This is a genomic window from Chitinophaga sp. GbtcB8, assembly GCF_019091455.1.
Lineage (GTDB): Bacteria > Bacteroidota > Bacteroidia > Chitinophagales > Chitinophagaceae > Chitinophaga.
The window spans coordinates 494483-516617 of sequence record NZ_JAGXJN010000002.1; the positions used below are offsets into that span (position 1 = coordinate 494483).

At 48.5% G+C, this 22135-nt stretch carries 17 protein-coding genes; 10 read left to right on the forward strand and 7 right to left on the reverse strand.

Going from position 1 to position 22135, the window contains the following annotated elements:
* Positions 1 to 649 precede the first annotated feature (649 nt).
* The 6 genes from KVT36_RS04915 to KVT36_RS04940 all read left to right on the forward strand — a co-directional run bounded on the left by KVT36_RS04915 (position 650) and on the right by KVT36_RS04940 (position 6817).
* Positions 650 to 1228, forward strand: coding sequence for a TetR/AcrR family transcriptional regulator (locus tag KVT36_RS04915; RefSeq protein ID WP_217602386.1), 579 nt, complete (start codon positions 650 to 652; stop codon positions 1226 to 1228).
* Between the two features lie 69 nt (positions 1229 to 1297).
* Positions 1298 to 2038, forward strand: coding sequence for an SDR family NAD(P)-dependent oxidoreductase (locus KVT36_RS04920; RefSeq protein ID WP_217602387.1), 741 nt, complete (start codon positions 1298 to 1300; stop codon positions 2036 to 2038).
* 272 nt (positions 2039 to 2310) lie between these two features.
* Positions 2311 to 2775 (forward strand): (2Fe-2S)-binding protein, encoded by a 465-nt coding sequence (locus KVT36_RS04925; protein ID WP_217602388.1) that lies wholly within the window; start codon positions 2311 to 2313, stop codon positions 2773 to 2775.
* Positions 2772 to 4919: a molybdopterin cofactor-binding domain-containing protein gene (locus KVT36_RS04930; protein WP_217602389.1), complete on the forward strand. Its 2148-nt coding sequence runs from the start codon at positions 2772 to 2774 to the stop codon at positions 4917 to 4919. Before KVT36_RS04925 ends, KVT36_RS04930 begins: the two co-directional genes overlap by 4 nt.
* Before the next feature lie 158 nt (positions 4920 to 5077).
* Positions 5078 to 6232 (forward strand): XdhC family protein, encoded by a 1155-nt coding sequence (locus tag KVT36_RS04935; RefSeq protein WP_217602390.1) that lies wholly within the window; start codon positions 5078 to 5080, stop codon positions 6230 to 6232.
* A 9-nt stretch (positions 6233 to 6241) separates the two neighbouring features.
* Positions 6242 to 6817, forward strand: a complete 576-nt coding sequence (locus KVT36_RS04940) for an NTP transferase domain-containing protein (RefSeq protein WP_217602391.1) — start codon at positions 6242 to 6244, stop codon at positions 6815 to 6817.
* A gap of 4 nt (positions 6818 to 6821) precedes the next feature.
* Here KVT36_RS04940 and KVT36_RS04945 read toward each other — a convergent pair whose 3' ends face one another.
* Positions 6822 to 7547 carry a zeta toxin family protein gene (locus tag KVT36_RS04945; RefSeq protein ID WP_217602392.1) on the reverse strand — a complete coding sequence of 242 codons (726 nt, stop codon included), beginning with the start codon at positions 7545 to 7547 and terminating at the stop codon, positions 6822 to 6824.
* Positions 7548 to 7551: 4 nt separating this feature from the next.
* The gene (locus tag KVT36_RS04950; protein ID WP_217602393.1) at positions 7552 to 7890 is read right to left on the reverse strand and encodes a hypothetical protein; all 339 of its coding nucleotides are present in this window, start codon (positions 7888 to 7890) and stop codon (positions 7552 to 7554) included.
* 211 nt (positions 7891 to 8101) lie between these two features.
* Here KVT36_RS04950 and KVT36_RS04955 point away from each other — a divergent pair, with 211 nt between their 5' ends.
* Together KVT36_RS04955 and KVT36_RS04960 are read left to right on the forward strand one after the other, a co-directional pair.
* Positions 8102 to 11293, forward strand: coding sequence for a TonB-dependent receptor (locus tag KVT36_RS04955; protein ID WP_217602394.1), 3192 nt, complete (start codon positions 8102 to 8104; stop codon positions 11291 to 11293).
* A 24-nt stretch (positions 11294 to 11317) separates the two neighbouring features.
* Positions 11318 to 13135, forward strand: a complete 1818-nt coding sequence (locus KVT36_RS04960; protein WP_217602395.1) for a RagB/SusD family nutrient uptake outer membrane protein — start codon at positions 11318 to 11320, stop codon at positions 13133 to 13135.
* Positions 13136 to 13254: 119 nt separating this feature from the next.
* On the opposite strand, the gene KVT36_RS33130 is transcribed toward KVT36_RS04960, so the two are convergent.
* Together KVT36_RS33130 and KVT36_RS04970 are read right to left on the reverse strand one after the other, a co-directional pair.
* Positions 13255 to 13329 (reverse strand): hypothetical protein, encoded by a 75-nt coding sequence (locus KVT36_RS33130; protein ID WP_368670000.1) that lies wholly within the window; start codon positions 13327 to 13329, stop codon positions 13255 to 13257.
* An 836-nt stretch (positions 13330 to 14165) separates the two neighbouring features.
* On the reverse strand, positions 14166 to 14681 hold the full coding sequence (locus KVT36_RS04970) for a YdeI/OmpD-associated family protein (RefSeq protein ID WP_217602396.1): 516 nt from the start codon (positions 14679 to 14681) through the stop codon (positions 14166 to 14168).
* A gap of 148 nt (positions 14682 to 14829) precedes the next feature.
* Between KVT36_RS04970 and KVT36_RS04975 the strand changes: the two genes are divergently transcribed.
* Both KVT36_RS04975 and KVT36_RS04980 read left to right on the forward strand, forming a co-directional pair.
* On the forward strand, positions 14830 to 17208 hold the full coding sequence (locus KVT36_RS04975; protein WP_217602397.1) for an ABC transporter permease: 2379 nt from the start codon (positions 14830 to 14832) through the stop codon (positions 17206 to 17208).
* Between the two features lie 80 nt (positions 17209 to 17288).
* A complete protein-coding gene (locus KVT36_RS04980; protein WP_217602398.1) occupies positions 17289 to 17879 on the forward strand; it encodes a cysteine hydrolase family protein in 591 nt (196 codons plus the stop codon).
* Here KVT36_RS04980 and KVT36_RS04985 read toward each other — a convergent pair.
* The 3 genes from KVT36_RS04985 to KVT36_RS04995 form a co-directional block, all read right to left on the reverse strand.
* Entirely contained in the window at positions 17827 to 18870 is a 1044-nt protein-coding gene (locus tag KVT36_RS04985; protein ID WP_217602399.1) for a class 1 isoprenoid biosynthesis enzyme, read from the reverse strand. The genes KVT36_RS04980 and KVT36_RS04985 overlap by 53 nt on opposite strands.
* An 80-nt stretch (positions 18871 to 18950) precedes the next feature.
* A complete protein-coding gene (locus KVT36_RS04990; protein WP_217602400.1) occupies positions 18951 to 20333 on the reverse strand; it encodes an aminopeptidase P family protein in 1383 nt (460 codons plus the stop codon).
* A 48-nt stretch (positions 20334 to 20381) separates the two neighbouring features.
* Positions 20382 to 21887 (reverse strand): right-handed parallel beta-helix repeat-containing protein, encoded by a 1506-nt coding sequence (locus KVT36_RS04995; RefSeq protein WP_217602401.1) that lies wholly within the window; start codon positions 21885 to 21887, stop codon positions 20382 to 20384.
* Positions 21888 to 22135: the final 248 nt, after the last annotated feature.

Sequence of the window (22135 nt, forward strand, 5' to 3'; positions counted from 1 at the left end):
TCATTATCAAGCGTATCGCGCCGGCTAAGGTCCGCTGCTCGGATGGGTAGGAGGCCCGGCGAGAGAGCGTGTTATCAAAAAATTTTAACAGTGTAGCTAAGAGAAAACAGGCAACACGAGATAATGTGAGGAACCAGCAGCAACCAACATAAAGGAGTTTCATCGCTCCGATTACTGGACCCATAATAGGAAACATGAGGTAATATAAGGAACCGCAGCTATCAACAAAAAGGACTTTCATTGCTCTGATCACCGGACCCATAATTAGGAAACAACGAGACAATATGAGGAACCACAGCAACCAACATAATGTTCTTCCATCGCTTCGATCTCCCCGGCCCCGGAGGTCCAATAAACGGGCCTTTGCCCGGCGTGATGCGCTTGATAAAGCCCTATAACATAACAACGCCTAATACGATAGTAAACGCACCATCGGATTACAAAACAGGCGGGTGCAGCCCGTTTATTGGACCTCCGGGAACGGTTATAAGAATCCTGGAAATGTTTATAAAACCTTTGAGAACGGTAACCAACCCTCCGGAAACTCCATCATACACTAATGGCAGGGACCACAACCATTACTCCACATAACCCCACTTCATAATCTATATTTGGAACAATCGTTCCGTTATCGTACCTTTGCCTCATCATGGCACGAAACAAAGCATTTGACCCGGAAGAAAGATTGGAAAAAGCCCGTGACCTGTTCTGGGAAAAGGGCTACCACGCCACTTCCATGCAGGACCTGGTAGAAGCAATGCAGCTGAACCGCGCCAGCATCTACGATACTTATGGCGATAAACACGCCCTATTCCTGCAATGCCTGGGCAATTATGCTACAGATAAACAGGAGGAATACAAAGCAGCTGCTGCTGGTGCGCTATCGTCTATAGATGCAGTAGAAGCCATTATCCGCAAAGCCCTGGAAAGAACGCTGCAGGAAGGTAAAGCCTGCATGGTGGTGAAATCTTCCTTCGAGCTGGCAGAAACAGATAAAGAGGTGAGCAATATCCTGAAGAATGATGGCGCCCGCCTGAATGATATCCTGGAGGTATTACTTAAAAAAGCGCAATCAGCAGGGGAGATCAGCAAAGACCGCGATGTAAATATGCTGGCCAGTTATATCATCGCTAACTTCAGTGGATTGTGGCAAACCTATATCATCTCAAAAAATAAAAAGCTCGTAACACAAATGGCAGAGTTTTTAATTCAAGTGATCAGGCAATGATCGCCTTTTTTTTGACCAATAATGGAATGATCATTCTAATATAAACTTCCAACATTCAAATCATAACATATGAAACGTTTAGAGAACAAAACAGCCCTGGTAACAGGAGGGAGCCGTGGTATGGGCGCCGCTATCGCCAAACGCCTGGCACATGAAGGTGCAAAAGTAGCCATCACTTACGTAAGCGCTGCAGATAAAGCACAGGCAGTAGTTAAAGAAATTGAAGCTGCCGGCGGACAAGCAATAGCCATTGCTGCTGACAATGAAAACGCCGAAGCCCTCACCGCTGCGGTGAACCAGGCAGGCAAAGCCTTTGGTAGCATAGATATCCTGGTGAACAATGCAGGCATCTGGATAGACGGACAAATAGACAAACATACCCTGGCAGAATTTGACCGCGTAGTATCTGTAAATGTACGGGCAGTATTTGTAGCAGTGCAGGCAGCGCTTGCGCATATGCCCAACGGTGGCCGCATTATTACCATTGGTAGCAACCTGGCAGAGCGGGTATGGGCGCCGGGTATGACGCTCTATTCCATGACAAAAGCCGCGCTCATTGGCCTTACCAAAGGACTGGCACGCGACCTCGGCGCACGCGAGGTCACTGTGAACCTGATACAGCCCGGTGCAACTGATACCGATATGAACCCGCAGAACGGACCACATTCCGATCATCAACGCACCTTAATGGCCATTCCTAAATACGGATCCGCAGACGATATTGCAGCATATGTAGCGTTCCTGTCAAGCGCAGAAGGCCGCTCTTTTAATGGTGCAGTAACTACTATTGATGGTGGCACTAACGCTTAATAATTTCTACTACCAATGCGTCCAAAGCAAAACAGATAAATACCTGCCGAATAGTATTATAATATACAACGGTCGTTAAAATATAAGATCAAAGCTGGGGTGCCGCAAACATAAGCCTGTAAAGGATATGGCGGCATCCCGTTTTTTTATATTTTACCTATCTAATTAAATAGCTCCCTTCACTTTACCACCAATGTATTTTTACTTCCCCAAAGCAAAATATTGTATTATATTTCTAACGTTATCATTGGTGTAATCTCTAAACCCTTGTTATGGCTGTCTTCAACTTAACCATCAACAACACTGACTACAAAGTAGATGTAGACCCGCAAATGCCTTTGTTATGGGTGATCCGCGATTTTGCAGGACTAACAGGTACCAAGTTCGGATGTGGCATTGCACAATGCGGCGCCTGCACCGTGCACCTGAACGGTGATGCTGTGAGGTCCTGCTCCGTACCGGTATCCGCCATTGGTCAGCAAAAAATAGTGACCATTGAAGGACTGTCTGAAAAAGGAGATCATCCTTTACAAAAAGCCTGGGAAGAAGTGGATGTGCCGCAATGCGGTTACTGCCCGTCCGGGCCGATCATGAGCGCAGCAGCTTTCCTGAAAGATAAACCGCAGCCTACAGACCAGGAGATTGATAATCTGATGTCGGGCAATATTTGCCGCTGCGGTACCTATAACAGAATTAAAAAAGCCATTCACCTGGCTGCACAAGGAGGTAAATCATGAGCACATCCACCATCAACAGAAGACATTTCCTCAAGATCGGCATTACGGCCGGCGGAGGTTTGATATTAGGCATGGAGTATTTAGCTTCGTGTAGCCCTTCCGGTAGCAATGCGCCCGCAGCAATGCAAACCCTGAATGCATTCATTAAAATAGGTACCGACGGTTTGGTGACCATTATGGCGCCCAACCCGGAAATAGGACAGGGGGTGAAAACTGCCCTGCCCATGATAGTGGCAGAAGAGCTGGATGTAGACTGGAAGAACGTGATCATTGAGCAAGCCGCCCTGGATACGGACAAGTATACACGCCAGGTAGCAGGTGGCAGTGGCTCTGTACGCAGCAGCTGGGATCCATTCCGGCAGGCAGGCGCCACCGGCCGGCAAATGCTGGTGAATGCAGCTGCCGATAAATGGAAGGTAGCTCCCAACACCTGCACCACGGAAGCTGGTATGGTGTTTCATAAAGACAGCGGCAAAAAGATCTCTTACGGCGACCTGGTAGAAAAAGCAGCTACCATGCCCGTACCCAAAGATGTGAAGCTGAAAGACCCGAAGCGCTTTAAGATCATTGGCACACGTATAGGGAACTACGATACCAAAGCCATTATTACCGGCAAACAGAAATACGGTATTGATACCAAACGGGAAGGCATGTTGTATGCCACTATTATCCGTCCGCCTGCATTCGGGCAAACACTGGAATCCTTTAACCAGGATGCTGCCCGCAAATACCAGGGCATAAAAGATGTAGTGACCTTTGATAACAAGATAGCAGTGCTGGGCCGCAGCACCTGGGAAGTGATGCAGGCTGCCAGATCCATAAAACCGGTTTGGAAAGATGATGGCACGCTGGAAAGCACTGCTGATTACAAAGCCAACTTTAATAAGACGCTGGAACAGCTGCCAAAAGAATCAAAACGTAAGGATGGCAACATCAAAAAAGGATTGGCTGCCGGTACCAAAACATTTGAGGCAACATTTGAATGCCCGTTTATTCCGCACAACCCCATGGAGCCCATGAACTTTTTTGCGGATGTAAAAGCTGACAGTGTTGAGCTGTATGGGCCTATTCAGCTGCCGGACAAAGCGCGTAATACCATTGCTGAAAAATTCAAGATCCCTAAGGAGAAGATAAAGGTAGGCATGACCCGCATGGGTGGCGGTTTTGGCCGCAGGCTCATGACCGATTTCGTAGAGGAAGCTGTGGCAGTATCCCAGCTGGCCAAAGCCCCGGTAAATGTGATCTGGAAAAGGGAAGATGATATGGGCGGCGGGTTTTACCGGCCCATGGCTTTATACAAATACAAGGCCGCAACAGATAGTAACGGCAGGCTCATTGCCTGGCATCACCATTCTGTAGGCGTAACTGGTAATACATCGCGTGAAGATAATTTCCCTGCCGGTGCAGTACCTAATCTGCAGGTGGATACGCACGAGTATAAATCGCCCGTAACTACAGGCCCCTGGCGCGCACCCATTCATAACTACATTGCTTTTGCAGAAGAATCTTTCCTGGATGAAATTGCGCACGGCGTAGGTAAAGACCCCGTAGCATTCCGCCTGGAGCTGCTGGAGCAGGCCAAAGCGCAGCCGGTAGGCAAAATGGATTATAATCCTGACCGTTATGCCGGCGTGATCAAAAAAGTAGCGCAAATGGCCGGCTGGGGCCAGTCTAAACCCGGTGTGTTCCAGGGAATAAGCGCACACTTCTCATTCCAGACCTATGTGGCGCAGGTGGCGGAAGTGAGTAACGTGAACGGGCAATGGAAGATCAACAAGATCTATTGCGCAGTGGATTGCGGCACCATCATTAACAGGAGCGGAGCGGAAAACCAGGTGGAAGGCGCTATGATAGATGGTTTGGGACATGCCATGTTCGGTGAGCTGACCCTTACCAAAGGCAAGCCGGATCAAACCAACTACGACCGTTACCGCCTGATACGCATGCGGGAAGCGCCGCCGGTGGAAATAGCTTTTATTGAAAATAATGAAAAGCCCACGGGTTTAGGCGAGCCGGCCTTACCACCTGTAGCCGCAGCAATAGGCAATGCTATTTTTGCCGCTACCGGCCATCGGTTAAGATCACAGCCATTTATGAATAGCGAAGCGGTGTTCTCTGTGCAGAAGCAGCAGAGCGAAGTGTAAGGAACGAAGTGAGAAGGCGATGGGCGAAATGAGATGACTATTAGATATATAAAAGGTGACGGGTAAAGCAATCGTTTTACTCGTCACCTTTTGCTTTTTTACTTTAAGATAACGGCCTGCCTTTTACTTTTACGTTTTTACTTTTAACTTTAGGAACGATGAAAGAGCTCAAAGACATTGTAGCCGCGTTTGACAAAGCTCAACTGCAAGGACAACAAACCGCATTAGCCACCGTGGTGCTGGTAGAAGGCTCTGCTTACCGCCGCGCCGGAGCACGCATGTTAATTACAGAAGACGGTCAGCTGACCGGCGCTATCAGCGGAGGCTGCCTGGAGGGCGATGCCCTGCGCAAAGCCCAGCAGGTAATGTTCCGCCAGCAGGCCATGCTGGTAACCTACGATACTACCGACGAAGACGATGCCAAACTGGGCGTGCAGCTGGGCTGCAATGGCATCATCCATATTTTAATAGAGCCTGTTGTGCCCACAGCGCCCGATCATCCCATTCAATTATTAAAAGCCTGCCTGCAGCAGCGGCAAACCTCCGTGCTGGCTACTTTATTCTCCCTGGAAGATAAAAAAGGAACACAACCCGGTACTGTTTTGCTGCTTACGCAGAACAGCGTACAGAAAAATACATTTTTCAGCAACATAGAATGGCCGGATAATACTTTACTGCAGGATGCGGAGGAAGCGCTGCGTACCCAGCTGCATGTTACCAAACAATACACCTACACGCATACTTTCACTGCCTTTATAGAAGTGGTGCAGCCTGCGCCGGCCCTGATCATTTTCGGAGCTGGTAATGACGCTATTCCGTTAACCGCCCTGGCAGCAGTGCTGGGCTGGGAAACCACGGTGGTAGATGGCCGCCCTAATTATGCCACCTTGCAGCGTTTCCCGCAGGCTGGTAAAGTGCTGGTTTCCAGGTCGGAACAGGCTTTATCGCAAATAGTGATTGATGACCGTACCGCCGTGGTGCTCATGACGCACAACTATAATTACGACCTGGCCATGCTGCGGCAGCTGCTGCCTTTGGAGCTGCCCTACATTGGTTCCCTGGGCCCTAAAAAGAAGCTGGACCGTATGCTGGAAGAGCTGCGCGCAGCCGGCATCACCATTACCCCGGAACAGCTACAGAAAGTGTATGGGCCCACCGGCCTGGATATTGGCGCGGAAGGTGCGGAAGAAATTGCGCTGTCGGTAATGGCGGAGATCAAAGCTGTGCTGTCTAACCGCAGTGGTAGCCCGCTGCGCGATAAAAATACCCCTATTCATGCCCCGCACAACGGGGAACCAGCTGTACTGCATTAATCCATTATTATGACAGGCATCATCATCTTAGCCGCGGGCGCCTCTACCCGCATGGGCGCTCCCAAACAACAGCTCATTTACCAGGGCAAAACCCTGTTGCAGCACGCTATACAAACGGCCCTGAGCTCAGGCTGCACTCCCGTAATAGTGGTACTGGGCGCGCATGCCATGATCATTTCCCCGGAAGTTCCCAAAGAGCTGGTAACCATGATAGAGAACAAGGATTGGGAAGAGGGCATGAGCTCCTCTATCCGTACCGGCATATCGGCCCTGCAGGAAAAAGCGCCCCTGGCCACCGGCGTGATCTTAATGGTATGCGATCAGCCCCATGTGAGTGTTGAACACCTGCAGCAGCTCATGCAGCAAAAGCTGGACACCGGCAAAGGCATTGTAGCCAGCTACTATAAAAACACCATGGGCGTGCCTGTGCTGTTTGATAAGCAATTCTTTCCCGGGCTGATGGCCCTCAAAGGCCAGGAAGGCGCTAAAAAGCTGTTAGCGCAGTTTGAGCAGGAAGTGGCGGCTGTGCCGTTCCCGTTGGGAGAGGTGGATGTGGATACGCGGGAAGATTATGAGAGGTTGTAGGTAATTATTGGTCAAATCCCATTTTTTGGATAGCATGGGTATACACCCAATCCGGAATATCATCATTATGAATGATGACTGTTTCATTATCTTCAATTTCTGCTATTAGACGGTATTTTCCTTCCAGTGAATTGTCGATCAGGTAACACCGATGGCAATAAGGTATCATGTCAGCTAAAAGATCCAGGGAGCGGTAATAACGTTCTTCGATTTTACGTGGGTCAACAGCATGCCCGCCCTTTTTTACTCTTGCCGCTACGCGATCAATATTGATCTTAGGCGATATTGTTGCAATAAAGTACAGGTAGTTTTTAAAGCCGGCTGCATGGGCATTTCTAAATATATCCAGTTTGGAGGGGTGCGACATTACTGTTTCAAAAGAAAAAGTATTGCCTTCTTCAATCAGCAATTGGCGCAGGAACTCAGCAATTAAAGCAGCTTCATAGGAATGAGTATCCTTTCTTATTTTTATGATATTGTCTGAAAATGTAAGATCTATTGGAAACCCTTCCTGGTTCGCTTTTTGAAATAGGGTAGATTGTTGAAGGAAATTAGTAAAAGTTGTTTCATCAGCGGTTAAACCATAATCTCCCAGGTTAATAAAGCCTTTTTCCCGCCCGGTTTTTTCTATATCATCTGCATTGATGTAAACACCCGTATAAAAATTGCGTTGAACTTCTCTAATAGTGGTGCTTTTACCGGACCCGTTAGGGCCGGCAAATACCCGCATACGGCTAGTGTGTTTTTCTGACATGGAGTACAGTGCCTTTCCTGAATTGTTTTTCCCTGACCTGTGCTGCCTGTTGGAGCCGTTCAATGCTGCCATCCGGCATTCTGCGTACTACCCATCCGTCTTGCCAGAAGGTAACAGGAATTCCCAATGCTTTATTTTCATTGATGGCATTGGTAGCAGCACGTTTTCCAATATTTGCAAACATTACTTCAAAGCCTTTTTCTTCCAGGTCACTTAGATCCTGTTCCTTGAGTTTTTTATAAGCAGAAAGACGGAAATAATGGCGTATTTTACTTACCCCGGTACGTAATGCCATCCCCCTGTTGGTCCTTCTTTTCATTTATTCTGATATTTACTTACCATGGAAGGTACAAAAATTCCCAAATATGGATTATTTGCAGGTCAAGCCGCCGTTTGCCCCACCAATTTATCCATACATCTGTACGATTTTCCATTCTTTCCACCCCGCCTTTCTGCTACTTTAGCAGCTACGTTATGAACATGTAGCAGAAAGTATCAACCTTTTCCTCGCACCCAAAATCTGAAACAATATGCGTACATCCACGAAACGCAACGGGATCGCCTTCCTGTTTGCGAAAGCCCTGCTTTTTACGTTATTTGTCTGTTGTAGCCATTTAATTTCTTTTGCGCGCGAAGCGCCTGCCATCACCATTACCGGCCGTGTAACAGCGGCAGAGACCAATAGCCCGCTGCCTGGTGTAACGGTAGCGCTGAAAGGTACCAGCACAGGTACGGTTACAGATAAGGACGGGCACTACAGGCTCACCGTTAGCAATGGCCAGGGCACCCTGGTTTTTTCTTTTGTAGGATATGTACGTAAGGAGGAGGAGATCGGCAACCGCAGCACTATTAATATGGTGCTGGCGCTGGACCAAACCGCTATTGAAGAAGTAGTGGTGGTTGGGTACGGTACCCGCAAAAAGAGTGATGTAACAGGATCCTTATCTTCCGTAAGCGCCCAGCAATTAAAACAGGTACCCGTGCAAAGTATTTCGCAGGCCTTGCAGGGCAGGGCTGCCGGGGTAGATGTGGCCGCCAGCAGTTTCCGCCCGGGCGATAACCCGCAGATCCGCATTCGCGGTAACCGCTCCCTGAAAGCTACCAACTATCCGCTGGTGGTGCTGGATGGTATTCCGCTGCCGGACAGCTCCAGCATCAATGACTTTAACCCATCCGACATAGCATCTGTAGAGATCCTGAAAGATGCATCTGCTACCGCCATCTATGGTTCCCGCGGCGCCAACGGCGTAATACTGGTGACCATGAAAAAAGGCAAGATCGGTGCAGCCTCTGTAACGTACGATGGGTATGTTGGCTTTTCAAAACCGCTCACTACCCTGGATATGATGGATGGGGGCGAGTTTGCAGAGCTGAGACGGGAGGCCTACCGCAATAACAGCGATCCGTTGGATTATACCACTCCCTTTCCCAATCCTAAACAGGACTTTAATTTATTTAAGGGCGATGCTAACATGTGGGAATCTGTAGCAGAGGGGTATGAGTGGGCAGACAAAGCCAACCTGATCCCCAAATACCGCGCAGCTACTGCTGCAGAACAGCAGCAGTTTGCATTGTACGGTATGGGTTCCTTTGATTCCTTACCCATTTACAATGCTGGTAAAGTAAGAACCACGGACTGGGCCAAGATGGCGCTGCGCACCGGTATTAAGCAGGACCACCAGGTAAGCGTTTCCGGCGGATCGGAGAAAGTGCGGGTGGTAATGTCGCTGGGGTATTACAATGAAAGCGGCATCCAGAAAACACAATCCTTTGAGCGGTACAATGTACGCCTGGGAGTGGATTACAATGTGAGCCGCATTATACGCGTAGGCGGCTCCACCATGGCCAGCGTAGCTACCCAGCAATACGGCGCGCCGTTGTACTTTAACGCTATTGGACAGCTGCCCCTGGCCGTACCCTATGACAGCGCTGGTAATAAAATATACCAGCCAGGTGGCGATGCGCTGATCTTTAACCCGTTGTTCAATATCGATAATGTAATTGATGAACGCCGCACCACGCATGTGATGGGCAGCTATTACGGCGAAATACAGCTCACAAAGGACCTGCGCTTCCGTATGAACTTTGGCCCCGATTACAGGCAGTACCGCCGCGGGCAGTTCTACGGATCGCTAAGCACTAACCGTAACCGCGGTACGTCGCAGGCTATTTATGACCAGCAGCAGCGGTTTTCCTATGTGCTGGAAAACCTGCTGTACTACGATAAACAAATTAATAAGCAGCATAGCCTGGGCCTAACGCTGCTGCAAAGTATACAGCATGAAAGGTATGAGGCATCCGGGCTTACGGTGTCTAACCTGCCGTACGATAAACAGCTGTTCTACAACCTGGGATCTACCAACAACAGCGGGCCGGATGCATTCAGCAGCGATTATTCGCAACGCAGGTTAATGTCGTACATGGGCCGTGTGAACTACACGTTGTTAGACCGTTACCTGCTTACGGTATCTGGTCGTTTTGACGGGTCTTCCGTGCTGGCGCCGGGTAACAAATGGGACTTCTTTCCCTCCTTTGCGCTGGCCTGGAAAATGCAGGAAGAGCGCTTTCTGAAAGGCATCTCCTTTTTAGATGAGCTGAAGCTGCGCGTGGGATATGGTAAAACAGGTAACTCCGCCATTAGCCCGTACACGGTGCAGGGCCGCCTGGCAAAAACCCGTTATGTATGGGGTGATAATCCTGCATGGGGTTACTTACCCAACCTGATACCTAACCCGGCGCTGAAATGGGAAGCCACTTACCAGGTGAACGGCGGTATTGATTTCTCCTTTGCAAAAGGACGTATAACCGGTACCGTAGATGTTTACCAGGCCAATACCCGCGATCTGATCATGGACCGGCAGGTGCCCACGGTATCCGGTTTTGGGTTTATACAGGAGAACATCGGATCTACCCGCAACCGTGGTGTGGAAGTGAGCCTGGGAACAGTGAATATGGAAACCAACAGCGGTTTCCGCTGGACCACCGACCTGGTATTTGCCAAGAACAAAGAAGAGATCACAGAGCTGTACGGCGCCAAGAACGACGATATTGCCAACCGCTGGTTCATAGGGCAGCCGGTAACGGTATACTACGACTGGAAACCCATTGGTGTATGGCAAACCAATGAAGCGGATGCCGCTGCCGCATATGGCCGCAAACCCGGCCAGGGCAAGATCCTGGACCTGAACAATGATAAGGTGATCGATGCCCGTGACCGTATGGTTATTGGCAACAACGTACCCGACTGGTCAGGCAGTATTGTGAACACCTTTGCGTACAAAGGCGTGGAGTTCTCCTTTTTCTTTTACGCACGTATAGGGCAGATGGTAGCCAGCGGCTATTACCGTCCTTCACTGGCAGGACGTTATACGGAAAGGAAGCTGGATTACTGGACACCGGCCAACCCATCCAACGTATACCCGCGCCCCCGGCAGGACCAGGAACGGATAGATTACCCGGAATCTTACCTGTATCAGAAAGCCTCTTTTGTGAAGCTGCGTAATGTATCGCTGGCATATAACCTGCCAAAGAGCATGATCTCACGCCTGCACATCCAGAACCTGCGGGTATATGTTACGGCGTTTAATCCCTGGCTGATCACAGATTTCAAAGGCCTGGACCCGGAATTTACTGCCAACTATCAGACCAACATAAACGATCAGCTGATAGATAATAACCTGAGTGATAAAAGCATAGTGATAGGCCTGCGCGTAGGTTTCTAACCCTCACCCATAAACTGAAAAATGATGCAAAAGCGATTATATATACTGATAGCCATTCTGCTGCTGCCTTCCTGCAAAAAGTTCCTGGATGAGGAAATGGTAACACAGATCTCTTATGATTATTACAATACCGAAACCGGGATAGAAGACCTGGTGGATGGCGCGTACAGCGAGCTTCGTTATCTGTTTAACGGGGAGCAGAGCTTTACCCTGTTCAACTACGGCGTAGATGAATACACCGAAGCATCTGACGGGCAGAATAAATATTTTGACGATTTCACTGCCCAGCTGAACCCTACCTCCGCCGCATACATTCATGATATGTGGACAGCCTACTATCGCGCCATTAATGCCTGCAATATGGGCATAGAACGCATTCCAAAAATAGAGGGCACGCAGTTTTACACGAACGATACCAATAAGAACCTGCGCATTGCAGAGCTGCGTTTCCTGCGGGGTTTTTATTACTTTATGCTGGTGCAGCAGTTTGGAAGCGTGCCGCTTACACTTACCGGTGATATTACGGTACGTCTTGAGTTTGCACGATCTCCCGTTGCAGATATTTACCAAACCATTATCAGCGACCTGCAGTTTGCCGCTGCAACACTGCCTGCCACCCAGTCGCAATACGGGCGTATTACCAAAGGTGCTGCCAGGCATTACTTAGCCAAGGTATATTTAACCCGTGGCAGCGCTGTTACGGAACAACGCGGACAAAAGCCTTCAGATATGGACAGCGCCGCTTACTGGGCTAACCTGGTGATCACAGACGGGCCTTACCAGCTGTTAGATAACTACGCCGATCTCTGGAACATTAACAACCAGGAAAACCGTGAAGTGATACTGGCTGCACAGTTCAACAACAATGCCTTTATGCTGAACGGCTCCGGCAACCGCACGCACCTGTACTACCAGATGGTGTACGACCAAAAACCCGGTATGCAGCGGGATATTCCCTACGGGCGCCCGTTCCGCCGCCTGATGCCTACTAATTATACCCTGGATATTTTTGACCGGAAAAATGATTCCCGCTTTTATAAAAGCTTCCGCACCACCTACCTCTCTAACAACGCCGCCAATATTCCCAAATGGACGGTAGACAATGCGCCTTCGCCAGCACTGGTAGGGCAGCCTAAGTTCAAGCTGGGCGACACTGCCATATTGCTTACCCTGCACCAGAATGTGCCTGATGCGGAGATCGCCAGGAAGCCTTACCTGTGGATAACGCGCAATAAGTTTAATAAACAGGATTTCCTGTCGCTGATCAAACACATGGATCCCACCCGCCTGGATATCTCCACTGAAACCGCCGGCCGTGACGGCGTATATGCACGCCTTGCAGAAACCTACCTGATTGCTGCAGAAGCGTATGGCCGTGGTGGTAATTATGGCCGCGCATTGGAATACATTAATGCGCTGCGCCGCAGGGCCGCTTACAAACAGGGCGAAGCAAAACCCATGCATTACTGGTTTACCGAAGGTGGTGTGCAGGGGGATGTAAGCAGCACTGAGAGCCTGGTACAGGTAACGGAAGCTGCTTTTGATGCGAATGATCCGCATGAGCAGTACCCGCCGTCTGCCAGCTCCAAAGCTGCGCGTTTCATTCATTTTATGCTGAATGAAAGAACACGGGAGCTGTTAGGTGAGTTCCAGCGCTGGATGGACCTGGCGCGTACAGAAACATCTGTTGAAAGAATAAAGCTCTTTAATCCTGCAGCCGGCAACATGAAACCATTTCACAAGCTACGCCCCATTCCGCAGCAGCACATTGATCGCCTCTTTAAGGACGGTGTACCGCTTACTGCCGATGAACGCGCAGCAGAGCAGAATCCCGGGTATTGATACCTTCACACATTATATAGAATAGAGAAAGCCGGTTCCATTTTAATGGGCCGGCTTTTTTGTGGAATGCAAAAGCCGGCCACTCGCGTAGCCGGCTTTTTGCAAGGAATGTCAGGACCTTATTGTTTAGATAACTTTTTCGTAGTCACTTTACCGTTATGGATCACTTTCAGCATATAAGTACCTGCCGGTATATTACCGCTGAGCCACTAACTTGCCGGACATATCAAATATACCCAACGTAGTATAACCCGCTTCTTTTAACGTAAACGCGACACTTATATTGCCCCGGAACGGTTGCCCGTTTGATCTGTCGCATATAGTTGATGTTTAAAAAGAAGAAAAGACAGGGTCGTGGGAAAAAAGTTACACTGCGCAGCAAAGTACGCTACCGGGCTGCAGTGGCAGTACAGCGCAGTGTAACGGCAATAACAGGCATAGGGATGATGCCCTCCGCAGCCGGACGGGGTAGGTTTTCATAGGATATATGCAAAATGAATTAAATAGTTTGCTAAGTACAGAATATTTAATATGGAAATGTCATGTACACATATGGTCATAACATACGTGTATGGCAACACGCTGCAAATGGCTCTTCATACAAAACGGTTTACGCCTGTTTAAAATATGGTTATACTACACTAATATGTTCTTTATGGATACTAGTTTTAGCTAAATAATAAATGGTTATGGATTTGTGTACGAATGGTAAAGGTTTTTCTATGGTTTGTGCATTCGGCTTTGCTTGATTCTCTCTGTTGTGCTACCGGTTCAGTACGGCACGAAAGTATGCAATCGTTTGTACTTATGCAACATTTTTAACCGGAATTTTTTAGCAAAATCCATTTTGCAATTGTCCATTTTAGTTAATGAAAGATGTTTGGCAGGCTTGAAATGATTGCTGGTAAAGGGTTTGGTCTTTACCTGACAAGAGGCGCTCCGGGAAAGAAAATTTAGCAAATGTGTTGCACACAATATACATATCTACGGCAACGTATGTACGATAAAGCCTGCCGCAGGCCTCACCACACTATAACAATTTATCCCGCTGCTGCGCACGGAGCATTTCAGGATAACTTTGCTTTTTTGAAAGCGATATTACTGTTTGGGCTATACGCTTTTCTTTCGTAGGCACTGTTTTGGCGCTCTCTATCCACTTCATAAAATAGTTGCGGTGCGACATATTAAGACTGTTAAAATAAGCCAGCGCATCCGGATCATCCGCCAGACATTCCATTAGCTCAGGACAGGTAACCGGAGTTGGGTTCTTATCTTCCGTAAGCTGCAGCTGCAGTTTAGCACCTTTACGCTTACCGGTGCCTTTGCGCATATCCGCATTAACAGGCAATATAAAGCGGCCTCCGCCCATGGGCATTACAGCTACGGCTTTTATCGCAAAATTATCCAGCTTACCCTTTACGCGAAAAGTTTTCCTGTTGCCCGGTTTTAGCTCCTGCGCAATATCGGCGGGGATCTCAACATAGCTCCAGCCGGTCTTATCGCCGTTTTCATTGAAGCTGAGTATAGTGGCTGTGAACTTGATCATAATAGCGCTAAATTACAAATTATCAGTGTCCAGAAATGAACAATGTCTCATTAAAAACGGACATATACATTGCCGGGTAAAATATTAACTTACACATTATCAAAGTAGTAGTAAGTGGCATTTTTTATGTAGCGCTAGATCCATACTTATGTTCACCGACTATTTAAAGGCAGCCTTCCGCAATCATACAAGGAACAGGTTATATACCATGATCAATATTATTGGTCTGGCCATTGGTATTACGGCCGTACTGCTGGCCATCCTGTATATTAAAGATGAGAACAGCTTTGATGCCTTCCACATGCATCATAAAGACCTTTACCGCGTTACCACCACCATCACGCAGGATAATAACACACAAACCACAGGAGGTACCGGCCAGGTGCACGGTCCGGCCTTTAAGGCGCAGATACCGGAAGTGCAGGACTTTGTAAGAGTAATGGGGGGCGGCATATACGGCGACCTTACTGCAAATAATAAAGTGCTGCAGCAACAGCTGATGTTTGTGGATGAACATTTTTTTAACCTGTTCTCGTTCCAGCTGTTAAAGGGCGATCCGCAAACAGCCCTGCAGGATATAGGCAGCGCCGTTATTACGGAAAGCACCGCGTTAAAATACTTCAACCGCATTGATGTGGTAGGGCAGCTGCTAAGCATGAACGCAGACCCTTCTGCCAGGAAATTAGGAAAACCCCTGGTGGTGACCGCTGTGGTAAAAGACCCGCCCCGTAACTCTTCTATCCGGTTTGATGTGCTGCTGCCTTTCAGTTTTATGCAGCTTTCATTTGAAGATACAGATTGGCGTAATCTTTATCTGAGCACTTTTGTACTGCTACAGCCAGGGGCAGATATTAGTGTTGTGTCCCGGAAGCTTAACAATACCAGGAAAGATGCAAGCCTCCGTTTTGGCTTACAAAATATAAAGGACATGCACCTGCATCCCTTATACGTTGGGGCAGATAATGATAGTAAAGAAGGCGGCATTATAAATGGCAGCAACCCCGTATTTTCCTGGCTGTTCCTGGGCATAGCCATCTTTATTTTACTGATGGCCGGTATTAATTTCATTAACATCAGCCTGGCCGGCTCGCTCAAAAGAATAAAGGAAGTGGGCATCCGGAAAATAAATGGCAGCAGTAATATGCAGATGATGCTGCAATTCCTGCTGGAATCAGGCGTATTGTGCCTTGCGGCCTTTGTGCTGGCATTGTTATTAACCTGGGGTGCGCTGCCCACCTTTAACCAGCTAACGGGGAAAGACCTGATCCCTGCCAAAGTGCTGGATATTTCCCTGCTGGGTTATTGTAGTGTGGTATTGGCGGGGATCGTTATGCTCACCGGCGTTTATCCATCCTATGTATTATCCGGCTTAAAACCGGTGCAGGCATTGGCAGGTAAGCAAAAATTGCTGGGCCGCAATATGCCGGGCCATATGCTTATTGTTTTACAATTCTCCCTGGCCATTTTCCTGCTGCTTTTCACGCTGTTGTTTTACCGCCAGATGAATTATGTGCGTACAAAAGACCTGGGTTATAACCCGCAACAGGTAATACGCGCCTACATTGGCGGAGAGCCGGAGCTGCCGCAGGTAAAAGCCTTATTGAAAAACGAGCTGTTAAAACAGCCGGCTGTAAAAATGGTGTCTTTTGGAGGTACCCGCAGCGGTACCAGCCCGGTAAAAGTAAATGGCAGCAGCACTGCAGCTGCGCATATGGTAATAGATGAGGATTATTTACCGGCCATGGGCATTACACTAAGCAGCGGGCGCAATTTTTCCGCAGCTTATGCCACCGACAAAACACAGGGAGCCATTGTAAACGAAGCCTTTGTAAAGGCCGCAGGTCTTACGGATCCTATAGGTAAGCAAATACATACAGATGAATATTTTGACAAGGAAGTAAAAACAATTGTAGGCGTAGTAAAGGATTTTCATACCGGTTCTTTGCGGGAGCGTATTCAGCCAACCGTAATGATCATGAGCAGCTGGTTTGGCAGAACCATCTTGTTAAAGTTAGCACCAACAGGCCAGCAGCATGCGCTGGCTGCTTTTGAAGCCGCCTACAAAAAAGCATTGCCGGATGCTGTATTCAGCTACAGCTACCTGGATCAGCTGAACATGCAGGAATATGCACAGGAGCTGCGCTGGAAAAAGATCATCAATATTGCAACCGTACTTTCTATACTTATTTGCTGTGCAGGATTGTTTGGCCTGGCACATATAGCTACACATCAGCGTATTAAGGAAATAGGGATCCGCAGGGTATTGGGGGCAGATGTGATGAGCATTGTTGCATTGTTCTCCAAAAACTTCCTGCAGCTGGTAGGGATCGCTTTTATCATCGCATCGCCTGTTGCATGGAGTGCCATGAATGGCTGGTTACAGCACTTCGCTTACCGGGTGCCACTGAATGGGTGGATCTTCCTGGCAGCGGGTGTTTTTGCTTTGCTCATTGCATTGGGCACCATTACCTTACAGGTGTGCAGGGCAGTAGTGCTGGCGCCTGTGCGTAATTTAAGCGCAGACTAACGATTGTCCTAAAACTTCGCTTTCTTGTCCTTCCCTGTAACTGCATCCTGGCTTACCTTTGCCTGCATAAACTACCCATCATGGAAAATGTATTACAGGGCCGCCCGGCCTTATTGCTGGTAGATCTTCAGCAAGGTTTTGAAGAAAAGGAATATTATGGCGGTGAACGTAATAACCCCCAGGCAGAAGAGAATGCCCAAAAATTGCTGGTTTACTGGCGCGCCAATGAGCTGCCGTTCTTCCATATCCAGTATAGCTCCCTAAGCCCGAAGTCACCGTTGTTCCCGGAAAAAGCCGGGTATGCATTTAAGGAAGAAGTAAAACCTTTGCCCGGAGAGCCTGTGGTGGTAAGAAGTGTGAACAGCGCTTTTATTAATACTGATCTTCAGGCGCAGCTGGATGCGCAGGGGATTAACGCGGTAGTTGTGATCGGGTTATCAACGGAACACTGTGTATCAACCACAACCCGTATGGCCGGTAATTTAGGCTATCATACATACGTGATCTCCGATGCTACTGCAGCATTCAATAAAACCGGTGTGAATGGTGAACGTTTTGATGCAGAGCTGGTGCACCAGGTATCCCTGGCTACCCTGCAGGACGAATTTGCCACCGTGCTTACAACGCAGCAGCTGCTGCAACAGCTGCGTGTACCGGTTGCCGGTAGTTAACCAGCCGCCTTACCTCTTTTACCCATTTTATTTTCTGACCTAAAGAATCCATATCACACACCAGGGCCTTGCGGCTCAGGGCAGCCAGTTCCGCCATGCTGGTTACCCCGCGGGTGTTGGCTTTCAATTGTTCCAGCGCCATACGGCCCATGCCATGCAGGGCATGCATGGTAGTGCTGTAAAATACTTTGGCAAAGCGCTCAAAGGGCAGCTGCTCCAGGTAATGATTGAACAGCGCCACATCGGTCATAAAGTGCTGTTGCAGCTGATCATAGTTGCGGTACAGGTTGGGAAGGGTATGAATACCGCTGCGCACATCCTTGTACACATCAAAAGCATCGTTGGTTAATTGTAACAGCCCGGCCATGGGGTACAGCATATGCTGTATGGCTGTGGCGGGGTAGTGGTCTAATATGGAGTAGTAAAGTAAAATAGAGTAGTAGCTTTTTTTATAGGTGATCTCGTAAAGCGCAGCTTCAGCTACTTCCGGCGATAGCTGTTTAAGCGATGCCTGCTGCCAAACAAATACTTCGTGCAGGTGCTCCATTACCTTTTTCCTGTCAGGCGCCAAGGCTAGTAGCTCCAGGTACACCGCTTTCACCACATGCTCCTCAAAGCTTTGCGGTACATGCTTTTCCGGTTGCCAGGTAAAAGCTTCCAGCTGTTCATGGCTCATGATCTGATCATCAAACAGGTCATCGTACAAAGGGCCGAAAATGCTGAATAATAAAATGCGCTGCTGTTCATTTGCTGTAAGCTGCCGCCCGCTTAGCTGGTACAGGCTGTTGCAGATAACGTGCAGTCCCAGCTGCCAGTATTTATGGATGCGTTGAACGGTTTTTTCAGAAAAAATCTTTGACTGACCGGCAGCCAGCTGCGCCAGTAAAGGTGGCAGGTGTTGGTGGAAGTAACGTTCCTGTTTTTTCAGCCGCCAGTGTAAAGTGCATAGGCAGCGGATAGTCTGGAACAGGCTTACATTCGGATGTGGCATTATAAGGACAAAAAATTGACAGTTGCAGGTTTTTCCCGCCTAAGTTAGCAGTTTTTAATAAATAGCAAAAGGTTTATTCCTTACTTCAGCGCTTCAATGGCCGATGCTGTTTTGTATAAAGGCTTACCCAGCAGGCGGCTGCCATCTCCCGTAATTAAAAAGTCTTCCTCTATACGTATGCCGCCAAAGTTGCGAAAGGCCTGTACTTTATCATAGTTAATAAAGTCCGTGTGTTTTTTAGCAGCCTGCCAGGCATCCATCAGTTCGGGAATAAAATATAATCCCGGTTCTACGGTCAGCACAAAACCCTTTTCCAGGGCGCGTCCCAGGCGTAATGATTTCAGGCCGAACTCCGTGCTTTTTACCAGTGTATCTGTATAACCTACATAGTTTTCGCCCAGGTCTTCCATATCATGTACATCATGCCCCATCATATGTCCTAACCCGCATTGGAAGAACAGGGTATGCGCTCCCTGCGCAACGGCTTCCTTTACATCGCCTTTCATAAGGCCCAGGTCGCGCTGGCCTTCTGCCAGTTTTTCGCAGGCCAGCAAATGCACATCCCTAAACAGCATGCCGGGCCGCAGGGCGTCTATGGCTGCCTGTTGTGCGGCGGCTACAATATCATACACAGATCTTTGTATAGGGGTAAAGCTGCCATTCACGGGAAAGGTGCGGGTAAGGTCGCCGGCATAATGCAGGGGTGTTTCTGCTCCGCAATCGCACAGCACCATTTGCCCGTCCTTTAATACGGTATCCTGGTAGTGGTTATGTAAGATCTGCCCATTCACCGTTAAAATAATAGGGAAGGAGAGGTTACCGCCGGAGCTTACTGCCACGCCATGTACCCGGCCGGCCAGCTGTGCTTCCGTTAAACCTGCCTGCGCGCTGCGAATGGCTTCCAGCTGCATATCTACTGTAATGCCAATGGCTTTTTCTATTTCTGCTATCTCTTCAGGCGCTTTAATGGCGCGTTGTGCTATTACCGCTTTTATGAGTGTTACAGATGCCTTGCTTTTCAGCGCAGCATAGGGAATGTTTAACCAGTCGCTGAGCTTTTGCGCATTATCTGCACGGTAAGGGGGCAGGAAATGTATGGGCTGTCCCTTAGCTTGCGCGGCTTTCAGCAGGCCATCCAGCGCTGCTAAAGGCTGCACTTCGGAGATGCCGGTTTTGGCTGCCTGGTCGCGGATGGTTTCTTTAGGGCCTGTCCATACCAGGTCGTCCATGGTAAGCTCATTACCAAACAGCAGCTCTTTGTCATTGTCCACATCTATTACTGCTACCAGCGAGGGCCTGTCAATGCCTATAAAATACAGGAAAGAGCTGTCCTGCCGGAAATGATACACATTATCCCGGTAGTTCATTCCCAGTTCCTCATTGCCCAATAATAAAATAAGGCCCTGGTTAACAGTGGCCTTCAGTTGGCGCCTTCTGGCGGTATAGGTATCTTGCGTAAACATAAGGGTGAAGCTAATAAAAAATCCGGGAGTAACTCCCGGATTTTTGTGTTATTGCAGCTCATCTGCGCCTGCGTCAATGGCGCCTACCCTCCGGGATTCTCCGTCAATATCCGTTCCCGGGATCCGGGTAAACTCAGTACCCATATTTTTTGCCAGTGAATGAACCGACAAATGCAGGTTCAGACTGGCTGGCACGGTATTTATAAAGCCCGGATCAATAGTGTTGGTAGAATGTGTTTCGGGCCTTACATACGTTCTCCAGGTAATGAGATCACTTATGAGGGTACCATTATAACGCCACTGCCGCGTACCATCTGTGTAATACATGTTATGGTCGGCATAGGGATAGGAAGAGGAGGTGCTGTTTGCGCTCACAAATAGATCTGCCGGGCCGGCGTAGATGATATTGTTAAAGAGATTGGTGAACATACCATTCGTTTGTATGTCAACCTCCCCGTTCATACCTGTGGCAGGCGGTTGCTGGTTGTTATAATACAGGGTATTGTTCAGCACATAGCTGTTAGTGGCGCCGGCTGTACTGGCTGCATCTGTGCTGCCTATAGCGATGCCGCTGCCCTGGCAGAACCAGATCATGTTATTGGTTAAGATATTGAGTGTGCCGGCAGAATAATTGATAACGCCGCCTGCCTGGATGCCAATGCCGTTGTTATGTATGTAGTTGGCATCGGCAATTATGTTCAGGGCCCCCAGCAGGCTGATGCCGGCCTGTGTAACATTATAAACAGTATTACGCTGAATGGTACCTGCGCCAGGCTTTCTGTAAGCGCCATTCTCATAGCTGCCGGTTACGCTGATACCAATGTTTTCCCCGTTATAGATGGCATTGTTGCTGAAGGTAAAGGATGAAACGCTGCCCACTGCGCCCAGGTTAGCGCCGGTACCGGTTTGGCAGTCGCGGATGGTGTTGTTGGTTACCTGGATATCGCTCACCGGGTCGGCTGTGCTGCCGCTGAATAAAATGCCGTAGCTGTTGCCGGTTTGCGGAGCGCCTTCATAGTTAATGCCGTACACCTGGTTGTTATACAGCCGTGTAAAGTCTTTGCCGTTCGTTACCAGGATGCCCCTGGGGTTACCGGTGCTGCTTTTAAAATTACAGATGTCAAAACCATCTATCGCAATATACTGCGCGCTGTCAATGGTTACCAGGCCTTCATCGGCCGTTACGCTAAGCCCTGTGCCGCTGATGATAGCGGTTTCACCGGGATACTCTTTTAATGTAACAAAGCTGCCTTTTACACCGGATACGGGGAAATGTACTTTCTCAATATAAGTGCCGCCGCGCACAAATACCGTATCACCGGGCGTTACCACTGTAAGGGCTTTATTAATGGTGCGGAAAGGCGTGCCCAGGCTGCCGTCAGCAGCGTCATCGCCAGTGGTGGATACATAATAATTAATACCGGTCAACAGTGCAGTAGCGCCTGTTTTGTTGTTATAGAGGGTATTGTCTTTTAACCCGGGCTCCATTTGGGGTTTGTAACAGGACAAGAGGGTTGTGCTGCATGCCAGCAGCCATACAAGGTGTTTTTTCATGGTACGTTAACTTTTAATTTGGGTAAGGGTATTGGGTTTTAAACATTATAAACAGATACCGGCCGGGTTGCCAGTTTATATTGTCCGCATACAAACTTTAATGGAAGATAAACCAATTGTTGCATGCAGTCCCTCATATGAAAAGCGTAAAATTGCTGTGGAATTGTTAAAATTAAATACTACGGTAACCCCTATATTAAATAACATCCGGAGTGTTACGCATGCAATTTGCTGGTTATCATACAACA